Here is a 21,022-nt window from a genome sequence, read left to right as displayed (position 1 = left end):
AGATTATGGACGTAGAAAAAATGACAGTAAGAGTACAGAAGAGTCTGAATGAAGCTTTCCAGGAGGCTGTCAGACACAACAACCAGCAAGTTGATACAATACATTTATTTTCAGCACTAATGAATCAGGAAGATGGATTAATTCCTAATATAATAGAAAAAATGGGAATATCTCCAGATTCAGTTAGAAGATCTGTAGAAAATGAATTAGATAGAATACCTAAAGTTTATGGTGAAGGAGCTCAATCTCAGGGGGTTACAGCTACTAGAAGAATAAACGAGGTACTTTTAAAAGCAGAAGAAATTTCAAAGGACTTCAAAGATTCATATATAAGTGTTGAACATGTTATGCTTGCTATAATTGAGCTTGAAAAAAATACAGCTACAGGCAAGATATTAAAAGATTTTGGTATAACTAAAGACGCATTCTTAGGTGTACTTCATCAGGTAAGGGGAAATCAGAGAGTAGATACTCAAGATCCAGAAGGCACATACGATGCACTAGCAAAATATGGTACAAACTTAGTAGAATTAGCTAAAAAGAATAAACTAGACCCTGTAATTGGTAGGGATGACGAAATAAGACGTGTTATAAGAATATTATCAAGAAGAACTAAAAACAACCCAGTTTTAATAGGTGAACCTGGTGTTGGTAAAACTGCAATAGTTGAAGGATTGGCAGAAAGAATAGTTAGAGGAGATGTTCCTGAAGGTCTAAAAGACAAAATAATATTCTCTCTTGATATGGGTGCATTAATAGCAGGTGCAAAATACAGAGGAGAATTTGAAGAAAGATTAAAAGCAGTTCTTAAAGAAGTTCAGGGATCTGATGGTAAGATAATATTATTCATAGATGAAATCCACAATATAGTTGGAGCAGGTAAAACAGAAGGCTCTATGGATGCAGGTAACTTAATAAAACCAATGCTTGCAAGAGGAGAATTAAACTGTATAGGTGCTACAACATTTGATGAATATAGAAAATATATAGAAAAAGATAAAGCACTAGAAAGAAGATTCCAGACAGTAATAGCAGAAGAACCTAGTGTTGAAGATACAATATCAATACTAAGAGGATTAAAAGAAAGATTTGAAATCCATCATGGTATAAGAATCCACGATAATGCAATAGTTGCAGCAGCAAAATTGTCTGATAGATATATAAGCGATAGATACTTACCAGATAAAGCTATAGATTTAATAGATGAAGCTAGTGCAATGATAAGAAGTGAAATAGACTCTCTTCCAACAGAACTAGACTCAATAAGAAGAAAATTATTTACATTAGAAACTGAAAGAGAAGCACTTCTAAAAGAAGATGACGATAAGAGTAAGGCAAGATTAATAGATATACAGAGAGAAATAGCTGAATTAAAATCTATGAATGATGAAATGACAGCTAAATACGATAAAGAAAAATCTTATATAACAGAAATTAAAAACTTAAAATCTCAGTTAGATGATGCTAGAGGTAGAGTAGAAAAATACGAAAGAGAATACGACTACAATAAAGCCGCTGAAGTTAAATATAGTGAAATACCTCACTTAGAAGAAGCGATTAAAGAAAAAGAAGAACGGATGAAAAATGCATCTGAAACACCACTTCTAAAAGAAGATGTAACAGAAGATGAAATATCAGAAATAGTATCAAAATGGACTGGTATACCAGTTACAAAACTTCTTGAAGGAGAAAGAGAAAAACTTCTTAAACTAGAAGATGAACTACATAAGAGAGTAATAGGTCAGGATAAGGCTGTTACAGCAGTATCTGATGCTGTAATAAGAGCAAGAGCTGGACTAAAAGATGAAAACAAACCAATAGGATCATTCATATTCTTAGGACCTACAGGTGTTGGTAAAACAGAACTTGCAAAAACATTAGCTAGAAACTTATTCGACAGTGAGGACAATATAATCAGAATAGATATGTCTGAATACATGGAAAAACACTCAGTATCTAGATTAGTTGGTCCACCTCCAGGATATGTAGGATATGAAGAAGGAGGACAGCTAACTGAAGCTGTAAGAAGAAAACCATACTCAGTTATACTATTCGATGAAATAGAAAAAGCTCATGAAGATGTATTTAATATATTCTTACAGATATTAGATGACGGTAGACTTACAGACAACAAAGGTAAAACAGTTGACTTCAAAAATACTATAATCATAATGACATCTAATATAGGTAGCCAGTACTTACTTGAATCAGGTGGAAACATAACTGAAGAAGTAAACGACGTTGTAATGAGTGAAATGAAACACAGATTTAAACCAGAATTCCTAAACAGAGTAGATGATATTATAATGTTTACTCCTCTAAATAGAGAAGAAATAAAACAGATAATAGATATATTCATGCAGGGATTAAGAAATAGATTAGCAGATAGAGAAATAAAAATAGAACTTACTGATGCAGCTAAGGAAGTAATGATAAATGAAGGTTATGACCCAGTATATGGAGCTAGACCACTAAAGAGATACATCAGTGGTACATTAGAAACTATGCTTGCTAAGAAACTTATCTCAGGTGAAATATACAATGGATCTACTGTTGTAATAGATGGATCTGGAGATAATATAAATATAACAGTTAAATAAGTGTACCCTGTTTTCTAAAGCTTTTAGATTTAATCTAACAAGCTAGGAAAATTAAATTAGATATATTGTGTAGCCCTACCAAAATGCTGCTGTAAAGATGTTATGATAGATATCTTGCAGCAGCATTTTTATTGTAAAAAACTAATATAAAAAAAATAATATATAAAAATAAATAGATAACTTTGAAAAAAATTGCAAATAATGTTAAAATGAAAAACACAAGAAAACGTTTCTTAAAAATGATTGGTTGTCCTCGTAATACAATCAATTATAAAAAATAATAATCTGCGTGTAGAATGGGACCCTTAGAAGACCCATTCTTTTTTTGTAAAAAAAATTTAACAAAATTATTATATACTTGCAAATCTTTTATAAAATAATAAAAAATAAAATAAAATTTGGAGAATTTAAAAATTGCGGAGAAATTGAAATTTCAATAGATTGAATAAAGAAGAAAAAATTCATATGATGTTAATTTTCTGAAAACAGAAAAAACTGTGAAAAAATGTATTGACAAACTTTCTAAAAAATTATATAGTATTAATCAAGATAGATGAACACAAAACATCAAATAGAAAAAATAAATAAGTAACGTCTTATCAAGAGAGGTGGAGGGACTGGCCCTGTGAAACCCGGCAACCGGTATATTTCAATATATACAGCGGTGCTAAATCCTGCAACTAGTAATAATCAGTTGATAGATGAGTATAAATCCGTACAGTAATGCCCGAGTTTTATACTCGGGCATTTTTTAATTTAATTGATGAGATGGAAGTAAGGAAAGGAAGGAAGATAATATGATTTCAGTAAAGAATGTTAACAAATTCTTTGGGGAAAAGCAAGTTCTGAAAGATGTGAATATTGAGATAAATGAAGGTGAGATTTTCGGAATTATAGGACACAGTGGTGCAGGAAAATCTACAATACTAAGATGTATGAATGGACTTGAACCTTATCAAGAAGGTAGCGTAAAAGTAGATGGTAAAGAGGTTAAAGACCTTAACGAAAAAGAAATGAGAGAGCTAAGAAAAGATTTAGGAATGATATTCCAGCATTTCTCATTACTAGAAAGAAAAACAGTATTTGAAAATGTAGCACTTCCTCTAGAATGCTTCGGATACTCAAAAGCAGAAAAAGAAAAAAGAGTAATGGAGCTTTTAGATTTAGTAGGATTAAAGGAAAGAAGAAATGATAAACCTAGAAACTTATCAGGAGGTCAGAAACAGAGAGTTGCAATAGCAAGAGCATTAGCACTTAATCCAAAAGTTTTACTTTGTGATGAAGCAACATCAGCACTTGACCCAAATACAACTAAATCAATCCTTACTTTAATAGAAGACATAAATAAAAAGATGGGAATAACAGTAGTTGTTGTAACTCATCAGATGGAAGTTATAAAACAGATATGTGGAAGAATAGCAATAATGGAAAATGGACAGGTATTAGAAGTAGGAGAAACAGAAGAAATATTCCTAAAAAATACAGCAGGTCTTAGAAAATTACTTGGTGAAGAAAATATAGTTCTTCCAGAGGGAACAAATGTAAAAATACTATTCCCTAAAGACATATCAAACGATTCAATAATAACAAGCATGGCTAGAGAATTAGACATAGACGTATCTATAGTATTTGGTAGACTTGAAAAATTCAAAGACGATGTACTTGGATCTTTAATAATAAATGTACCAGATAAAAATGGAGAAGCGGTTAAAAAATTCTTAACCGATAAAGATATAAGATGGGAGGAAATAGAAAATGTCAATTAGCGATTTCTTAAGTAAATTATTCCTTGGAGCATTAGGGGAAACAATATACATGACATTGGTTCCTACAGTATTAGCAACAATCATAGGATTTGTGATGGCAGTTATACTAGTACTTACAAAACCAAACGGGTTAAGCCCAAACAAAACAGTAAATTCAATAGTGGGATTCATAGTAAATATTTTAAGAAGTTTCCCATTCATTATATTAATGATAGCAATGATACCTTTAACTAGAATAATAGTAGGAACAAGTATAGGTGAAACAGCAGCAATAGTTCCAATAACAGTAGGTTCAGCACCATTTATAGCAAGAGTAATTGAAAGTGCATTAAATGAAGTTGATGAAGGACTTATAGAAGCAGCGAGATCATTTGGAGCAACAAAATCACAGATAATATGGAAGGTTATGGTAAAAGAAGCAATGCCTTCAATAATATCAGGTATAACACTTTCAATAATATCAATACTTGGATGTACAGCAATGGCAGGAGCTGTTGGAGCTGGCGGATTTGGTAAAGTAGCTATAGTTTATGGATACCAGAGCTTTGATGATAACGTAATGTTATACACAGTAGTAGCACTTGCAATATTAGTACAGATAATACAGTCATTAGGAAATGTAATATACAAAAAACTAAAATAATAAAAACATAAAAATATAATAAAACTAGGATAAATAGATTTAAAATATAGAAAAAATAAAATTTAAAGCAATAGCCTATAACTCGAGGTATTCGAGATTATAAAAAATCCTTAGGTAGCTGCAGAACCTAAGGATATACATCAAACTGAAAATAATCAGTAATTATAAAAATCATAAGGTAAAGAACTACAAATTTAGGAGGACAAAACAATGAAATTAAAAAAATTATTATCAGTAGCAATAGCATCAGTAATAGCATTATCAGTAGTAGGATGTGGATCAAAATCGGCAGAAGACGATAAAAAAATAGTAGTAGGAGCAACAGCTAACCCACATGCAGTAATTCTTAATGAAGCAGTAAAACCATTACTTGAAAAAGAAGGATATGAATTAGAAGTACAGGAATTCAGTGATTATGTACTACCTAACACAGCACTTGATGAAGGATCATTAGACGCTAACTACTTCCAGCATATACCATACTTAGAAGAAACAGTTAAAGAAAAAGGATACAAATTAACTTACACATCAAAAGTTCATATAGAACCAATGGGTGTATACTCAAATGATTTAAAAGATTTAGCTAGCTTACCTAATGGAGCAAAAGTAGCTATACCTAATGACCCAACAAATGGATCAAGAGCATTAGAATTATTAGCTAAAAATGGAATAATCAAACTAGCGGACAAAGAATTAGTTACAAAAGTAGATATAACAGAAAATCCTAAAAATATAGAAGTAATAGATATGAATGCAGAACAGTTACCAACAGCTTTAGCAGATGTAGATATAGCAGTTATAAACTCTAACTACGCTTTAGAAGCAGATCTTAACCCAACTAAAGATTCTATAGCATTAGAAGAATCAGATTCTCCATACGTTAATATATTAGCTTGTAGAGAAGACAATAAAGATAGTGAAAAAATAAAAGCATTATCAGCAGCTTTAAATAGTGAAGAAGTTAAAACATTCATAGAAGAAAAATTCAACGGAGCTATAATACCAGCTTTCTAAACCAGATTAAACCATAAAGATTTTGTAAAACTAAAAAATTAATACTAAATAATTAAGCCCTACAGATAATAAAAATTATTTTAAATCTGTAGGGTTTTCTTTCTATAAAGAAAAGTTATTAAAAATTTTAATGATACTAATAAAAAAATAAACTTTATATTATAGTTAATTTTTGATTAAGAAAATAATATTCATAATAATAAAAGAGAAAACATTTTTTAAACTGATAAAATAAAAAAATATACCCTAAAATATAAAAAATTGAATGTATACAAAAATTATTTGCATAATAGATTGTTTTTTATCAGAAAAAAATATACAATAAAAGTATAAAGAAAAATTCTTGAATAAATGAAGCACAAAAGAATTTTCTAAATTTTTTGTCTACATAAAAATATGTGGATAGGATAGTATATAAAAAATAAATCTGTAGGGGTGAGCTTAATGAATAAAAATATAGGTGCTAAAATAAAAAGACTCAGAACACAGAAACAGATGACTCTTAAAGATATGAGCGAAAAAACGAATCTATCAATAGGATTTTTATCGCAGTTAGAAAGAGGTCTTACAAGTGTAGCTACAGACTCACTTGAAAAAATTGCTGATGTATTAGAAGTAGATTTAACTTATTTCTTTATGAAACCAAAAGAACATAAAAAAACTGTTATAAGAAGTTATGAAAAAGAAGTCTTTGAGATAACAGATGGTAAGTATATAAATTATCATCTATCTTCTAATCTAACTGATAAAATAATGTTTCCAAAATTAATAGAGATACTTCCTGGAACTGCAGAAAGCGATGGATTTAATTATTCGGGAGAAGAATTTATATATGTTCTAGAAGGTATATTAACTCTAAATATGGCTGAATCAGAGGTAGACCTATATCCAGGAGATTCAATACATTATTCATATAAGAATAAAGTGATGTTAAAGAATGGAGAAGATAGTAAGATAGTAAATCAAAATCATTCTCTTTTAAATAAGACTAATAAGGTGACAAAAGTAATCATAGTAAGTGTCCCAAATCCTTACTTTGAAGAAGAAAAGAATAAATAAGCATAAAAAATGACTGTTGCAATAATAACTTGTGGCAGTCTTTTTTTATGCTTATTTATTGAAAAATATTATCAACTAATACTAAAAGTTATTGCGAAATAATTTCAATAGTGATAAAATAATAATGTCATAAATGATATTAAATATCAATAACTATTAAATATCATTTATAAAAAAGAGAAAGGAATTAAAAAATAATATGTTGAGTACGACACTATCAATAATAGCCACGATAATATTTATCGGGTTGATGGCGATATATCCACTAAGTAAGATAAAGTTATCTAATTCTAAAAAGGAGAGAATAAAGAACAGAATATACTGCCAGCTAAAGAAAAATCACAGTATCTTGGCAATTATATTTTTAATATTATCTCTAATTCATGGAATTGTTGCTATAAAAAATGGAGCTACAGAAGGGATGATGTCTGGAAAAATAGCTTGGATGTTTATACTGATGATGTCAATTTTAATAATATTTAGAAAAATTAATAAAGAAAAATGGGCAATTTTACACAGATTATTGGCTGGTGTATCGGCTATTTTAATAATAATACACATAGGAGGAGTTTTGATATGAAAATAGTATATGTTGTTTTGGGGTTTGTGGCGATGATTATAGGATCTATAGGAATTGTACTTCCGGTACTTCCTACGACACCATTTTTACTTGTTGCAGCAGTTTGCTTTGCAAAAGGAAGCAAAAAACTAGATGCTTGGTTTAAGAAAACAAAGCTTTATAAAAATCATCTTGAGGACTTTGTAAATAATAGAGAGATGAAAATGAATACAAAGGTTTATATATTAGCTTTTGCATCTATATTGCTTTTAGGAGCATTCTTTTCAATGAACAATATATACGGAAGAATGACAATCTTAGCTCTTATAGCATTTAAGTATTATTACTTTATATTCAAGGTTAAAACAATTAGGGCATAATTAAAATTTAAAGCATGATAAAGGTTAGGTTGATAGGAGATTTAAAGATATGATGATAAATAAAAGACTTATAAATGAAATGGGGGATACTAAAAAATACATAAAACTACAGGTATTTTTACAGTGGATAGCACTATTATGTAATATAGTCATGGTGTTTACACTGACTAGCCTACTTCAAAAGGCTATAAATGGAGGAGCAGAAACAGGGGAAATAATAAAAACAGCTATTATATCTATTGTAGTTATGGCGATAAGACATATTGTTATGTATAAAGAATCAGTATGTTCAGGTGAGTCAAGTAAGGTAGTAAAGAGCAAGCTAAGACATATGATTTATGAAAAACTATTAAAAATAGGAGATAAATATCAAGATAAATTCTCTACATCAGAAATACTACAAGTATCTGCGGAGGGTGTTGAGCAGCTAGAAATATACTTTAGTAAATATTTACCACAGTTATTTTACAGTTTATTAGCACCGATGACATTATTTGTACTTGTATCATTTATGAGCTTAAAGACAGCATTTGTACTGTTTATATGCGTTCCACTTATACCAATATCAATAATACGGATACAGAAATTTGCAAAGAAATTACTTGCAAAATATTGGGGAAGCTATGTTCAGCTTGGAGATCATTTTCTAGATAATATGCAGGGACTTACAACATTGAAGGTATATCAGAGCGATGAATTCAAAAATGAAGAAATGAATGTAGACGCAGAAAACTTTAGAAGAATAACAATGAAGGTCCTTACAATGCAGCTAAACTCAGTTACATTGATGGACTTAATTGCATACGGAGGAAGTGCGCTAGGGGTTGTATTTGCAAGTTTAGAATTTGCACAGGGAAATATAGATTTCTCTCAGGCACTTGCGATAATACTTTTATCTGCTGAGTTCTTTATACCACTTAGATTACTTGGATCATTCTTCCACATAGCTATGAATGGTATGGCTGCAAGTGAAAAAATGTTTAGACTTATAGATATGGAAGAAGATTCAAACGTAGAAAAAGAATATTCTAATAATGTAAAAGAAGTATCTGTGGATAAAAATACAGAAGATAAAACATATATATCAGGAGAAAATATAGAATTTGGATATGAAGAAGGTAAAAATGTTATAAAGGGAATATCATTTGAAATACCTAAAAATTCATTTGTATCTATTGTAGGGGAATCTGGATGTGGAAAGAGTACATTAGCTTCTATTTTAATGGGTTACAACAAAATAAATTCTGGAAAATTATCTATAAAAAATAGAAATTCAGAAGAAATAAGCACAGATGAAAAGATGAAACTAATGACTATGGTTTCATTCCAAAATTATTTATTTAAAGGAACAGTTAGGAAAAATCTTCTTATGGGAAGACATGATATAAAAGACGATAAATTATTGGATGCGTTAAAATCAGTAAACTTATACGAATTCTTCTCTACATTAGAAGGATTAGAAACTAAGATTGCTGAGCAAGCGAGTAATTTATCAGGGGGACAAAGACAGAGACTTTGTATAGCTAGAGCATTACTTCACGATAGCGAGATATACATATTTGACGAGGCAACAAGTAATATAGATGTAGAAAGTGAAGAGATATACATGATGGATTCGGGAAATATTATAGAAAAAGGAACTCACAGTGAGCTTATGAAAAAAAAGGACGGTACGAAAAAATGTACACAGCTCAGAAAGAATTAGAATTATATGTTAGAGAGGAGGCTATGTAATGGAAAGAAAAAGAAGTGGAATGCAGATTGTTATGCAGCTTATAGGGCTTGTTAAGCCGATGCTTCCTATAATGATAATGGCTATACTGCTTGGTGTAGTAGGATTTTTATGTGCTATATTTATAGCGATAATGGGTGGATATGGATTACTTTCTATAATTGGAGAGAGTAGTATAAGTTTAAAAACTGTATTTATAGCTGTTGGAATTATGGCAGTTTTAAGAGGTGCACTTAGATATGGAGAACAGGCTTCAAACCATTATATAGCATTTAAACTACTTGCTATAATAAGAGATAAAGTATTTAAAGCACTTAGAAAATTAGCTCCAGCAAAGCTAGAAGGAAAAGATAAGGGAAACTTAATATCTATAATAACTAGTGATATAGAGCTTTTAGAGGTATTCTATGCACATACAATTTCACCTGTATGTATAGCATTTATAACTTGTCTTATAATGGTGGTGTTCTTTGCTCAGTACAGTGTAATTGCTGCACTTATTGCACTTGTGGCTTATATATCTGTAGGTGCAATACTTCCTATGATAACCAGCAACATGGGGAAAAAAGCAGGAAGTACATATAGAGGACGGTTTGGTGAGATAAACACATACTTATTAGACAGTATAAGAGGTCTTAGAGAAGTTATTCAGTATGGATACGGAAAAGATAGAATTGAAGAAATAGATAGACAGAGCGACTACTTGGCAGAATTAAACGATGATTTAAAGAAATGTGAAGGTAGATCAAGAGGAAATTGTGATAGCTTGATAATAGGATTTTCTTTAATTATGCTTTTGACTTGTGTGTATCTAAATTCAAAAGGAATGATTAGTAACGAGGGTACAGTGATATGTACTATAGGACTATTAGGATCTTTTGGACCAGTTACAGCACTTAGCAATCTTGCAAACAATCTTCTTCATACATTTGCGAGTGGAGATAGAATATTAAATATACTTGAAGAAACTCCTTTAATAGAAGAAGTTGAAGGAAATGAAAGTATGTCTATCGCAGGAAAATTACATGAAAGCGATGAAAATAATTCAAAATTAATTGAATGTAAAAATGTAAACTTTGCATATAATACAAATCCAGATGAAGTTATTTTAGATGATGTTAGTATGAATATTGCAAAGGGAGAGATTGTAGGTATTTCTGGAAAGAGTGGATCTGGGAAATCTACATTGCTTAAACTTATGATGAGATTCTTTGATACATCATCAGGGGAGATAAATATATCTGGAATAAATATAAAAGATTGGAATACTAGTGATTTAAGAAATTCTGAAAGTTATGTAATACAAGATACATATTTATTTGTAGATAGTATAAAAAATAATGTAAAACTTGCTAATTTAAATGCATCTGATGAAGGTGTGATAGAGGCTTGTAAGAAGGCTAATATACACGAGTTTATTGAAAGTCTTCCAAACGGATACGACACTATAATAGGTGAAGGACATCATCAGCTTTCTGGTGGGGAAAGACAGAGAATAGGTATAGCTAGAGCATTTTTACATGATAGCGACATTATTCTGCTAGATGAGCCTACTAGTAATTTGGATAGTTTAAATGAAGGAGCTATTTTAAAGGTGTTAAATGAAGAAAGAGATAAAAAGACGATTGTAATTGTATCTCATAGAAAATCTACAATGAAAATTGCAGATAGAGTGATAAATATGAATAATGGAAGGGCATCATAGTAAAATACATGGTGTCGCAATTATTTTCAGCAACAAATTTTGCATCCAACACGATTAATTGCTCTCCAGGCTTCAGCGCCCCACACATTTATGTAACACATTTAGCGGTTGTGGGGCGCTTGCAGAATTGTCGAGCAATTTAATTCATGTTTGCATACAAAATTTTTGGTTGCTGAAATATAGATTGCGACAATATTTTAATATGATAACAAAAAAATTAAGTAAATAAGAAAGGAGTGACTAAAAGCGTAAGTGGATGTATAGTCACTTCTTTTTTTCGCCAATTGACATAAGTAAATGTGTAAGATAAGATTAAATTGAATATTATAAAATTAACTTATGTAGTGGAGGAAAAATTGGTAAATATAGTAATATGCGAAAACGATAAGAATGATCAAGAGTTTGTAAAATCTAAAGTTGTAGATATTTTAGGCAATTTAAATATAGAATATGAAATAAAAATATATAATTCTGGTGAGAGTTTAATAGAGGCATATAAAAATGACGCAGATATAATTTTAATGGACATACAAATGGATGGAAACTGCTAGAGAGATTAGGAAAGTAGATGATAAAGTAGAGATAATATTCATTACTTCATTTGTAGAATATGCTTTAGAAGGATATGAGGTGAAAGCATATAGATATTTGCTAAAGCCTGTTAAATACGATGATTTGAAAACTAGTTTAATAAATTGTTTAAATGATATAAATCTATTGAAAAAAAGCATTGTAATAAAAGAAGGCGATGCAAGGGTAAAGCTTAGTTTAAAAGATATAATGTATATAGAAGTTCAGAGAAATGATATAACTGTTCATACACTAAACGGTATTTATGAAACAAAAGGTACTATGAGTAATTTTGAAAGTGAAATAAATAGTGATACGTTTATCAGATGCCACAAGAGTTACCTTGTGAATTTAGAATATATAAAGAGTGTAAAAAGATATACTGCTATTCTTGAAAATGATGAGGAAGTTCCTTTGAGTAGGAATAAATATAAAGAAATAAAAGATAAGTTCTTTGATTTGATAGAGGATAAGTTATGTTAGATTTGTATAATGTATATAGGATTTTATCTTCTGTAAATATGTTGTTATTTGTAATTAGTTTTTTAATATTTATGAATAAAAGAGGATATTATTTAAAATTAGGAAAAGATTTTAGAAGTATAGTTAGTTATATTGTAACAGCAATAACAATTATATTTATAGGGCTTCCTTTTGGAATGGTAAGATTTCAAATATTAGCTGCTATTATAATTATGCTTAACTTGATTTGTAGGTTTATATATGATTTAGATGCTAGAAATACGATTATAATCTCATTTATCTACAGTTTTTTATATATTCTGCTAGAGTCTTCTATTTATTGGATGATATCTATGTCACTAAGATACAATGCCTATACTACATGTTTAATGGACTTAATAATAAGTTCTACGATTATTTTTATAGGTGTATGTTTCTATAATAGATTAAATGACTTTTATAATAAAAATAAATACAAAATATACATATCATTGGCGGTGATTACAAATGCTTTGATAATTGTATTTTTAAATACATTTTCAAGTAAAATTGAGGATTTTTATGAAATTTTGGTAGAGAATAATATAGAATACGATAAAATGTTATCTACTATAAATTTATCCGGATTTATAGAATCTGTATTTCCGTATATTTTAGTAATAATAAATATGATTTTGATATTTATATTTGTAAATTATGTGAAATTAGAAAAAGAAAATGCAAAAATGCAGATTGTGAATGAGAAATTAAAAATGCAGTATAAGTACTACTTAGATATGGAAGAAAACCAGAAAAAAATGAGGCAAGTATATCACGATATGAACAACCATATAAAAAATATAAAATCTATGAAAAGTAATAGCTCAGAAATAGACGAGTATATATATAGTATAGAGAAAGAAGTTAAGGAAAATAGCCGTGTGTATAACACTGGAAATACGTTATTAGATATTATTTTATTTGAGAAAAATAAAGAATGCCTAAAAAATGAGATAGAGTTTAATACACTTATAGATTTTAGAGAATGTGATTTTATGGAGATGATTGATATAAGTAGTATTTTTTCAAATTTGATTGATAATGCTATAGAAGCGTGTGCTAAGATAGATGAGGATCAAAAGAGATATATTACATTGAGAACGACGAGTATAAAAGGATATTTTGTTATAAGATGTGAGAATAGTAAGTCTAAAAATATTCATTCTAGTAGAGATAATAAAGGTAGATTTATCACATCTAAGAAGGATAAGTTTTATCATGGGATAGGTATAGAAAGTATAAAATCTTCTATAAATAAGTATGGTGGGGATATTAGAATAAAAGAGGAAGAAGAAAAATTTGTAGTTAGTATTTATCTACATATATATGAGAGTTGATATAAAAAAGGGGTGTTGAAACCATAAGTTACAACATCCCTTTTGTTTTTATATTACTTTATTGTTTTCTGTTATTATTGGAGCTACTTCGTCTTTTTCACCGTATAAGTCAGGTCTAGCTAGTAGATATTTTTTTAATTCTTCTCTATTGTGGAATTTTGTAGCCTGGAATGGAGTATCTGGCCCGTATTTTTCGACGAATAAAAGTCCGTCTTTGGTATCCATAAGTACACCAATGTGGCCTACAAAACGAACATTGTCAAAGGTAGAGTGAACGTAGATATTTATAATAGATAATCCTTTAGATTCGTCTATTTTAATATCCCTATCTTTTAACGCTGTTTCTATTTTTTCCTCGTGCTGTTCTAATGTTTTTGCATCATCAAGAGGAATCCAGTTAAATAGAGTAGTGTAATTTAGCTTTTCCTGCTCAGTCATAGAAATTGGCTTATCAGTATCTATGGCATCTAAGTCTAGCATTAAATATGTATCAGAGTCATCTGGTTTACAGTTTGTAGTTAAAGCATTTTTCATAATCATAAATGATGTTAATCTACAATTTACATAGTATGAAGGCATGTCTTTAAGCTCAAGAGTAGAGTAATCGACTAAATCTCCATCCATTTTTTTAAGGCCATTAGATAATTGACCATCTTTTACATAAGAGTTGAAGTCATCCATCCATTCAATTAATTTATTTATCTGATTGTCTGATACATCATGTTTTTTTAATTCTGAGAAAACTTCTTCTCTAGATTTTGTATCCTGCATATTAGAATACATGATGTCTTTGTTTGAAGTACATCCTACAAATCCAAGTGCTGATATAGTGCAAACACTTAGAAGCGCAATAATTTTTTTGAATTTATTTTTCATAGTATTATCCTTTAGCTAATAGTTAGCAAATATATATAATTAGTTACCAAATCCACTTAAAACATTTTCGAACCAAGCTCTTATTTTATCAAATAATCCCTGTTCTTCAGCTTTGTCATAAGCCTCTTTTGCTTTATCTGCAGCTTCTCCAGCTTTGTCGGCAGCCTGGCTTGCTAATTCACCAGCTTTATTAAGTGCAGCATTTGCAGCTTCTTCAACTTTGTCCTGAGTAGCATTTACAACAGCATCAGATCCAAGAGCTGATTCATCAGTCTGTTCTAATATACCAGTGTCAGCTCCACCACCTAGGTTAGCAAACCAATGTTTTATTTTTTCAAATAAACCAACTGTGTCTACATTTTCACCTATAGCTGATAGATTTTCGTTTATATTAAATTTAACATTTTCTAATGTAACTTTTATATCGTTGTAGTTGTAGTTCTGAGCACCAATTTTTTCCATTAAAGATGTAAGTGCCCGAATTTGTTCTGGTGTAAGAGTTACGTTGTAGTTATTAGTAACGTTGTTTATTATGTCGGCAATTTGAGTAGTATCGCTAGTTCCTTCTTTTATTACCTCATTTTTAACGTCATTTACAACACCAGCAGCTTTATCCTGACCGATTTCATCACCTAAATCACCAGTAGTAACAAGCTCTTCATTGGCAAGTTCTTTTTTAGTTTCATCTAGTTTTTCTCCAGAAGCATCTTCAAATGCTTTTATAACACCTGTTAATGCTCCAGTACCACTAACTGCATATGGTGCAGCAGCTATTACATTGGCACTTGTAAGACCTGCAGTAGTAAGTGTTGAAGCTATCATTGAGCTTGTAACCCAAGTAAGGTTAGCTGTTTTTACATTGATACCATCTTTTCCAGCAGTTGGTTCAACATAAGCACAAGAAATAGTTCTTCTACCTAACTGTGCATCAGTTGCAACGCCCTGAAGATATTTTCTTTCCTCTGCATTTGTTACGTTTATAATCATTGCTTCATTCTCAGAAACTCCGAAGTAATCTAACATCATCTGTCTCTGCTGAGCATTTAAGTCGGCTCCAATAGTAACGACTTTTGATCCATCCGCAAAAGCTATAGAAAGACTGCTTAATATCATTGTAGCTGAAAGTGCTATTGCAGATAATTTCTGTTTAATCTTCATATTAAACCTCCTAAAAATAAATTTGCAGTGAGGTACACTGCACATTCACTATACTTAATATACACTATTTTTTTGAATAATGCGATTACAATTATGTTATTAAGGTTACAAAAGAATAGTGAATTGTAAATAAAATGAATAAATAAGTTACAAATTATTCATTAAAAAAAGATTGTTCTACTATTATTATGATAATAAAAATAATTTTTAATTCAATAAAAATAATAGAATTTAAAGGTAGAAAAAATATTTGAAAGTATAAATAAAAATGTTAAGTATAAAGAGAATGTGGTAAAATAATTATATGAAATTAAAATAATTTAAAAAATTTTAGGAGGAATAAAAAATGTCAAAAGAATTAGTTCAGGATAGAGTAATAAAATACTTAACAGAAAATTTATATGTGCCACTAGATATGATAGATACTAATGTGCCACTAGCTGAATTTGCAGAAGGTATGGAAGGTGAAATAGACGTTTTAGTTAACGTTGTAGATGAAGAGGGATACTATGCTCCAGTAATGGTAGTTCAGTGTTTAGATGAAGATGCTCCAATGGAAGGAGATGCTCTTGAAAAACACATAGAAAGACTTGAAGAAATAGACGATGTAACTTTATCAGGAAGAGTAGTTTTAACTAATGGAGATCAGATGATGTACGCTGACTGGAGAGGTGAAGAAAACGAAGAAAAAGATTTACCTGAATATGAAGTTATGGTACAGGAATTTAAAGCTATGGAAGAAGAAGTAAAAGCTCATGAAGCAGAACACGCAGCTGATTGTGACTGTGGATGCCATGACCACGACTGTGATTGTGGACATGACCATAAATAATAATGAATTTATTAATTTAAATTAGGCTAGGTGATAGGTATGTTTTCATGGGAAATACTAGAATCTGCTTGCAAAACCTGTAATAGATGTAGACTTGCTGAAAACAGGACAAATGTAGTTGTAGGTGGAGGAAATAGAAAGGCAAAGATACTTCTTATTGGAGAGGGGCCTGGTGAAAAGGAAGACCTTTCTGGAGTACCTTTTGTTGGACCAGCTGGACAACTACTAGATAAAATGCTTGCTTGTATAGACCTTAGTAGAAACGATGTTTATATTGCAAATGTTGTAAAATGTAGACCACCTGGTAATAGAGATCCAGAGCCAGACGAAAAAAATTGCTGTATAGAGTATTTAAGATACCAGTTTGCTCTAATAAAACCACAGATTATTGTATGTTTAGGAAGAATAGCAGCTCAGTCTATTATCGATTCTAAGTTTAGAATAACTAAAGAGCATGGTATTTGGTACAAGAAAAAGAACTGTTGGATGATTGCAACATACCATCCGTCAGCTTTACTTAGAGATGCAGCAAAGAAAAGAACGGCGTTTGAGGATTTAAAAGAAATTAAAAAGAAAATCGACGAGCTTGGAATAATAAGCGAAGATAATGAATAAATGGAATAAAAAAAGACGGTTGAAGTAATTCGCCGTCTTTTTTATCGTTAAAAGTAATTTAATACTATTTTAGTTATTTTATAATACTATCCTATAAATACTAGAGCACAGTTTCCGTTTTTAGCTGTTTCAGTGTAGAACTCTTTAAGATCTTCAAAACAAGTTTTTAAATCCGCTTTTATCAATTCTTTTTCATCTTCATGTTCCCAAATGTTAGGGTATACTTCATGCTTAGCGAATTTTTTCATATCAAATTCGTCAAGATACTCATCTATATCTATGTCATTTAGTGCATCAGCAACATCACATACACCATCTGGAGCTACAAATGCAAGGTATATATCTACCATATCGTCAGGGAATTGGCAGCTACCAAAAATAGCATCTGTTACTAAGCTCTTAAAAGATAAGTCTTCGTGAGTTTCCTCTGTTATTAAAAAGTTTAAAGAATCCCACATTTTATCCATGTTGTACTGGTTTAAAGATTCATTGTTAGCTAAATTATCTAGTTCTCTATATAAGTTTATTTCGACTTCAGATTCAATAGTTTCGACAATTCTGTCAAGGTCTTCTGTATTAATTTCTTGATAATTTGCAATTAGTCCCATCTTTTCATCCTCCTAAAGTTATAAATTAATAGTTTAATACATAAGCTTGTTTTTAATTTGACAATGTGAATAAATTTAACAAACTTTTTTGTTTTTATAAAAAAATATTATTTTTCAGTTTATTTTATTATGTTATCTTCTTATATTATATATCGTTTTCTTGAGATAGTCATTATGTTTTTAGAAAATTAAAAATATATCAAGTATATTTTGGCATGAAAAATTTTGGATAAAAAAATAGACTACTGTATCAGTTGTTTAGGGAAAACAGTAGACTATTTTTACAAATTTATCTATTCGATTTTGTTATAGCTGATGCTATGATTTCTTTGAATTTTGGATTATCTTTCACAAAGTCAAGTTCATCATCTGTTTCAAGAGATTTTATTATAGTAGACATAAATGTGTCTATAAAATTATTAGTAAAATTATCATCATAGTTATCTTTAACCAGGTTAATTTCACTATATAGAGGAGAGTTATTTTGTTTAAATATGTCACCATATGTTTCTATAAGTGCTGAAAGTGTTTCTACAAAAGCATCAGCATTTTTAGTTTTAATGTAGAATTGGAATTTACCTAAGTTTGCTGTATATTCCCAAATATCTAGTGTTTTGCATAGATTACAAGATACGTCAGTGATATATTTAGCTGTTTCTATATTTCCTTGATTGAGTTCTATATCTAAAAGAAGTAATAATTGAGAATTTACATCTGAAGCAAGTGCGTACAACTTTTCTTGAGCAGCTTTTTTAGCTTCGTTTAAGTTACCTTTAGCGAATTCCACTCTGGTTTTAAGTTCTGATTTATCAACCATTAGTTTATCAGGAATGGTTTCTAAAAGTTCTTCTGCTTTATCAAAATTTTTTCTATTAACTTCTTTAAATATTAACTGTTGCCGAGCAAGACTTTTTATATTTACATCTGTAGAGTCCATAACTTTTCGATATAATTCTTCTACTTTTAGTGATAATTTTTCAAGCTTATCTAAATCAGAGTTTCCTACTTTAAATATTGCAAAGCCATCTAAAGATAAAGCTACATTTAGTATTAGTTTGTAGCAGTTTGGATACTCTGAAATTATATCCATTGATTTTTCAAATATTTCATCTATAGTGTGATTAAGTGCAAAGCTTGATAAATCTTTTATCCGATTATTTATTTCTTCATCGGATAAATCTGATTGGAATGATAGTAAAGTGTTTATATCTGTTTTTAATATTTTTGCAAGATTTGGAAGTATTGTTATATCTGGGTAAGAAGCTCCACTTTCCCATTTACTAACGGCTGGAGTAGATACACCAAGCTGGTTAGCAAGTTGTTCTTGAGTTAGAGAAAGAGCTTTTCTTTTTTCTTTTATTATTTGATTTATGTTCATAAAGTCACGTCCTTTGTTATGTAGAAATCTGTATTTTGTATGAAATGCATTTCTTATTAAGATTATGATATCAAAAGTGTTAGCTGGGGACAATGGAGCTGTTTTCAACTTTTAATCAAAAAATTTAACTATTGGTTAAGTGAGTTTATAAATTAAGTAGTTTTATAAATGTGATAAGTAGTACTTTTGTAAATATAACTTCTATAAAATTTGTGGAATTGTAGTATAATCTATTTAGATATTAATTTTGAAGGGGTGATTTATATGGCGGGGATAAAATACAATATAGTTAAAGAGGTTGGAGTTGTTTCAGAAAATAGTTCTGGATGGACTAAGGAGATAAATCTAATCAGTTGGAATGATAGAGCGCCAAAATATGATATAAGAGATTGGGCACCAGGACATGAGAAGATGGGTAAAGGAGTTACTCTATCGGCTGATGAATTAAGAGAATTAAAAAGAATATTAAATGAAATGGATATATAAATAGTTTAAGAAAACTATAATAATTATAAATAAAAAGGATAGTATTAGAGGGGAGAAATTATATTATGAAAATGTTTCAAAATATAACTCAGGTAAATCAGTATAAAAGCTGTGAAGAGTTTGTTAGGGAGTTTGAGATAGGAGAAAGTGACTTTATTTTAGCTACAAAGACAATTTATAATAAATACTTTTCAGATATGGGGCTTAAAGCAAAGGTGTTCTTTAAGAGCGATTATGGAAAAGGTGAGCCTACAGATGTAATGGTAAATGCTCTTTTAGAGGATTTTAGAAAATCTGGCTGCAATCGTGTAATAGCAATCGGTGGTGGAGCAGTTATAGATATGGCTAAAATACTTGTTTTAGCTGGAAATGGAGATGCAGCAGACTACTATCAGAGAAAAATACCACTAGAAAAGGAACTACCTATAATAGCAGTTCCAACCACTTGTGGTGCAGGAAGTGAAGTTAGTAGTGTATCTATAGCTGAATTTGTCGAAATGGGTACAAAAATAGGGCTTGCGGATCCATCAATATTCCCAGATTATGCAATAATAATACCAGAGTTTTTAACTGAGCTTTCTTATGATTTCTTTGCAACTAGCGCAATTGATGCACTAATTCATGCAATTGAAAGTTATGTTTCACCAAAAGCCAATTTATATACAAGAATGTTTGCAACTAAGGCAATGGAGATGCTTTTAAAAGGTTTCAAACTTATCACAGAAAATGGGCAAGAGTATAGATTTAATTTGTTAGAAGAGTTTTTAGTTGCTTCTAACTTAGCGGGTATATCATTTGCAAATGCTGGAACAGGGGCAGTGCATCGGTTGAGCTATCCTTTAAGTGGAGTGTACCATGTTACACATGGAGAGGCTAATTATCAGTTCTTGACAGCAGTGTTTAAGCATTATCAGGCTGCAAATCCAACAGGATTTATTAAAGAGCTTAATGAGTTTTTAGGTAGTGTTATGGGATGCGATCCAGATGATGTTTATCCTGAGATTGAGAAGCTGCTTGAAAAGGTTATCGTTAGAAAGCCTCTTAGAGATTATGGTATGAAGGAAGATGAGATAGAGAGCTTTGCTGTTAGTGTTGAGAAGAGTCAGCAGCGTCTGTTGAATCAGAGCTATGTGAAGTTTGATGTTGAAGAGATGATGGAGATTTATAGAGAGTTATATTAGATGATTAAAAAATTTATTAATT

At 30.1% G+C, this 21,022-nt stretch carries 20 protein-coding genes and 1 riboswitch; of the genes, 16 read left to right on the top strand and 4 right to left on the bottom strand.

The annotated features are described in order from the left end of the window. Positions 1-5: 5 nt before the first annotated feature. The 12 genes from clpB (at position 6) to KGNDJEFE_RS07965 (ending at position 13,866) form a co-directional block, all read left to right on the top strand. Positions 6-2,600, top strand: coding sequence for an ATP-dependent chaperone ClpB (gene clpB / locus KGNDJEFE_RS08015; RefSeq protein ID WP_006439227.1), 2,595 nt, complete (start codon positions 6-8; stop codon positions 2,598-2,600). Positions 2,601-3,193: 593 nt separating this feature from the next. After that, positions 3,194-3,308, top strand: a riboswitch (SAM riboswitch). Positions 3,309-3,397: 89 nt separating this feature from the next. After that, a complete protein-coding gene (locus KGNDJEFE_RS08010; protein WP_006439228.1) occupies positions 3,398-4,366 on the top strand; it encodes a methionine ABC transporter ATP-binding protein in 969 nt (322 codons plus the stop codon). Then, positions 4,356-5,009: a methionine ABC transporter permease gene (locus KGNDJEFE_RS08005; protein ID WP_006439229.1), complete on the top strand. Its 654-nt coding sequence runs from the start codon at positions 4,356-4,358 to the stop codon at positions 5,007-5,009. The genes KGNDJEFE_RS08010 and KGNDJEFE_RS08005 overlap by 11 nt, the downstream gene beginning before the upstream one ends. Before the next feature lie 210 nt (positions 5,010-5,219). Continuing rightward, the gene (locus tag KGNDJEFE_RS08000; RefSeq protein ID WP_006439230.1) at positions 5,220-6,023 is read left to right on the top strand and encodes a MetQ/NlpA family ABC transporter substrate-binding protein; all 804 of its coding nucleotides are present in this window, start codon (positions 5,220-5,222) and stop codon (positions 6,021-6,023) included. 444 nt (positions 6,024-6,467) lie between these two features. Further along, positions 6,468-7,082: a helix-turn-helix domain-containing protein gene (locus KGNDJEFE_RS07995; RefSeq protein ID WP_006439232.1), complete on the top strand. Its 615-nt coding sequence runs from the start codon at positions 6,468-6,470 to the stop codon at positions 7,080-7,082. A gap of 349 nt (positions 7,083-7,431) precedes the next feature. Next, positions 7,432-7,662: a hypothetical protein gene (locus KGNDJEFE_RS07990; protein ID WP_170239662.1), complete on the top strand. Its 231-nt coding sequence runs from the start codon at positions 7,432-7,434 to the stop codon at positions 7,660-7,662. After that, on the top strand, positions 7,659-8,021 hold the full coding sequence (locus tag KGNDJEFE_RS07985; RefSeq protein ID WP_006439234.1) for a YbaN family protein: 363 nt from the start codon (positions 7,659-7,661) through the stop codon (positions 8,019-8,021). The genes KGNDJEFE_RS07990 and KGNDJEFE_RS07985 overlap by 4 nt, the downstream gene beginning before the upstream one ends. 49 nt (positions 8,022-8,070) lie before the next feature. Beyond that, positions 8,071-9,726: an ABC transporter ATP-binding protein/permease gene (locus KGNDJEFE_RS07980; RefSeq protein WP_242649204.1), complete on the top strand. Its 1,656-nt coding sequence runs from the start codon at positions 8,071-8,073 to the stop codon at positions 9,724-9,726. A gap of 28 nt (positions 9,727-9,754) precedes the next feature. Continuing rightward, positions 9,755-11,458 carry an amino acid ABC transporter ATP-binding/permease protein gene (locus KGNDJEFE_RS07975; RefSeq protein ID WP_006439236.1) on the top strand — a complete coding sequence of 568 codons (1,704 nt, stop codon included), beginning with the start codon at positions 9,755-9,757 and terminating at the stop codon, positions 11,456-11,458. 356 nt (positions 11,459-11,814) lie between these two features. Next, entirely contained in the window at positions 11,815-12,009 is a 195-nt protein-coding gene (locus KGNDJEFE_RS11900) for a response regulator (RefSeq protein WP_242649205.1), read from the top strand. Continuing rightward, positions 11,996-12,511 (top strand): LytR/AlgR family response regulator transcription factor, encoded by a 516-nt coding sequence (locus tag KGNDJEFE_RS07970; protein WP_006439238.1) that lies wholly within the window; start codon positions 11,996-11,998, stop codon positions 12,509-12,511. The genes KGNDJEFE_RS11900 and KGNDJEFE_RS07970 overlap by 14 nt, the downstream gene beginning before the upstream one ends. Beyond that, positions 12,505-13,866 (top strand): ATP-binding protein, encoded by a 1,362-nt coding sequence (locus KGNDJEFE_RS07965; protein WP_006439239.1) that lies wholly within the window; start codon positions 12,505-12,507, stop codon positions 13,864-13,866. Before KGNDJEFE_RS07970 ends, KGNDJEFE_RS07965 begins: the two co-directional genes overlap by 7 nt. 48 nt (positions 13,867-13,914) lie before the next feature. Here KGNDJEFE_RS07965 and KGNDJEFE_RS07960 read toward each other — a convergent pair whose 3' ends face one another. Together KGNDJEFE_RS07960 and KGNDJEFE_RS07955 are read right to left on the bottom strand one after the other, a co-directional pair. Beyond that, entirely contained in the window at positions 13,915-14,742 is an 828-nt protein-coding gene (locus tag KGNDJEFE_RS07960; RefSeq protein WP_006439240.1) for a DUF4300 family protein, read from the bottom strand. Positions 14,743-14,781: 39 nt separating this feature from the next. Next, on the bottom strand, positions 14,782-15,900 hold the full coding sequence (locus tag KGNDJEFE_RS07955; RefSeq protein ID WP_006439241.1) for a DUF1002 domain-containing protein: 1,119 nt from the start codon (positions 15,898-15,900) through the stop codon (positions 14,782-14,784). 346 nt (positions 15,901-16,246) lie between these two features. Between KGNDJEFE_RS07955 and KGNDJEFE_RS07950 the strand changes: the two genes are divergently transcribed. Together KGNDJEFE_RS07950 and KGNDJEFE_RS07945 are read left to right on the top strand one after the other, a co-directional pair. Then, positions 16,247-16,732, top strand: a complete 486-nt coding sequence (locus KGNDJEFE_RS07950) for a hypothetical protein (RefSeq protein ID WP_006439242.1) — start codon at positions 16,247-16,249, stop codon at positions 16,730-16,732. 39 nt (positions 16,733-16,771) lie between these two features. Continuing rightward, positions 16,772-17,347: a uracil-DNA glycosylase gene (locus KGNDJEFE_RS07945; protein WP_040410226.1), complete on the top strand. Its 576-nt coding sequence runs from the start codon at positions 16,772-16,774 to the stop codon at positions 17,345-17,347. A gap of 86 nt (positions 17,348-17,433) precedes the next feature. Here KGNDJEFE_RS07945 and KGNDJEFE_RS07940 read toward each other — a convergent pair whose 3' ends face one another. Together KGNDJEFE_RS07940 and KGNDJEFE_RS07935 are read right to left on the bottom strand one after the other, a co-directional pair. Continuing rightward, positions 17,434-17,955: a YfbM family protein gene (locus tag KGNDJEFE_RS07940; protein ID WP_006439244.1), complete on the bottom strand. Its 522-nt coding sequence runs from the start codon at positions 17,953-17,955 to the stop codon at positions 17,434-17,436. 289 nt (positions 17,956-18,244) lie between these two features. Beyond that, positions 18,245-19,333, bottom strand: a complete 1,089-nt coding sequence (locus KGNDJEFE_RS07935; RefSeq protein WP_006439245.1) for a helix-turn-helix domain-containing protein — start codon at positions 19,331-19,333, stop codon at positions 18,245-18,247. Between the two features lie 264 nt (positions 19,334-19,597). On the opposite strand from KGNDJEFE_RS07935, the gene KGNDJEFE_RS07930 reads away from it, so the two are divergent. Both KGNDJEFE_RS07930 and KGNDJEFE_RS07925 read left to right on the top strand, forming a co-directional pair. Continuing rightward, on the top strand, positions 19,598-19,819 hold the full coding sequence (locus KGNDJEFE_RS07930; RefSeq protein ID WP_006439246.1) for a YdbC family protein: 222 nt from the start codon (positions 19,598-19,600) through the stop codon (positions 19,817-19,819). Positions 19,820-19,884: 65 nt separating this feature from the next. Beyond that, a complete protein-coding gene (locus tag KGNDJEFE_RS07925) occupies positions 19,885-21,000 on the top strand; it encodes a 4-hydroxybutyrate dehydrogenase (RefSeq protein WP_006439247.1) in 1,116 nt (371 codons plus the stop codon). Positions 21,001-21,022 lie beyond the last annotated feature (22 nt).

The sequence above is a fragment of the Peptacetobacter hiranonis genome, assembly GCF_008151785.1.
GTDB classification, from domain to species: Bacteria; Bacillota; Clostridia; order Peptostreptococcales; family Peptostreptococcaceae; genus Peptacetobacter; species Peptacetobacter hiranonis.
This window is presented reverse-complemented; position numbering and strand designations above follow the sequence as displayed.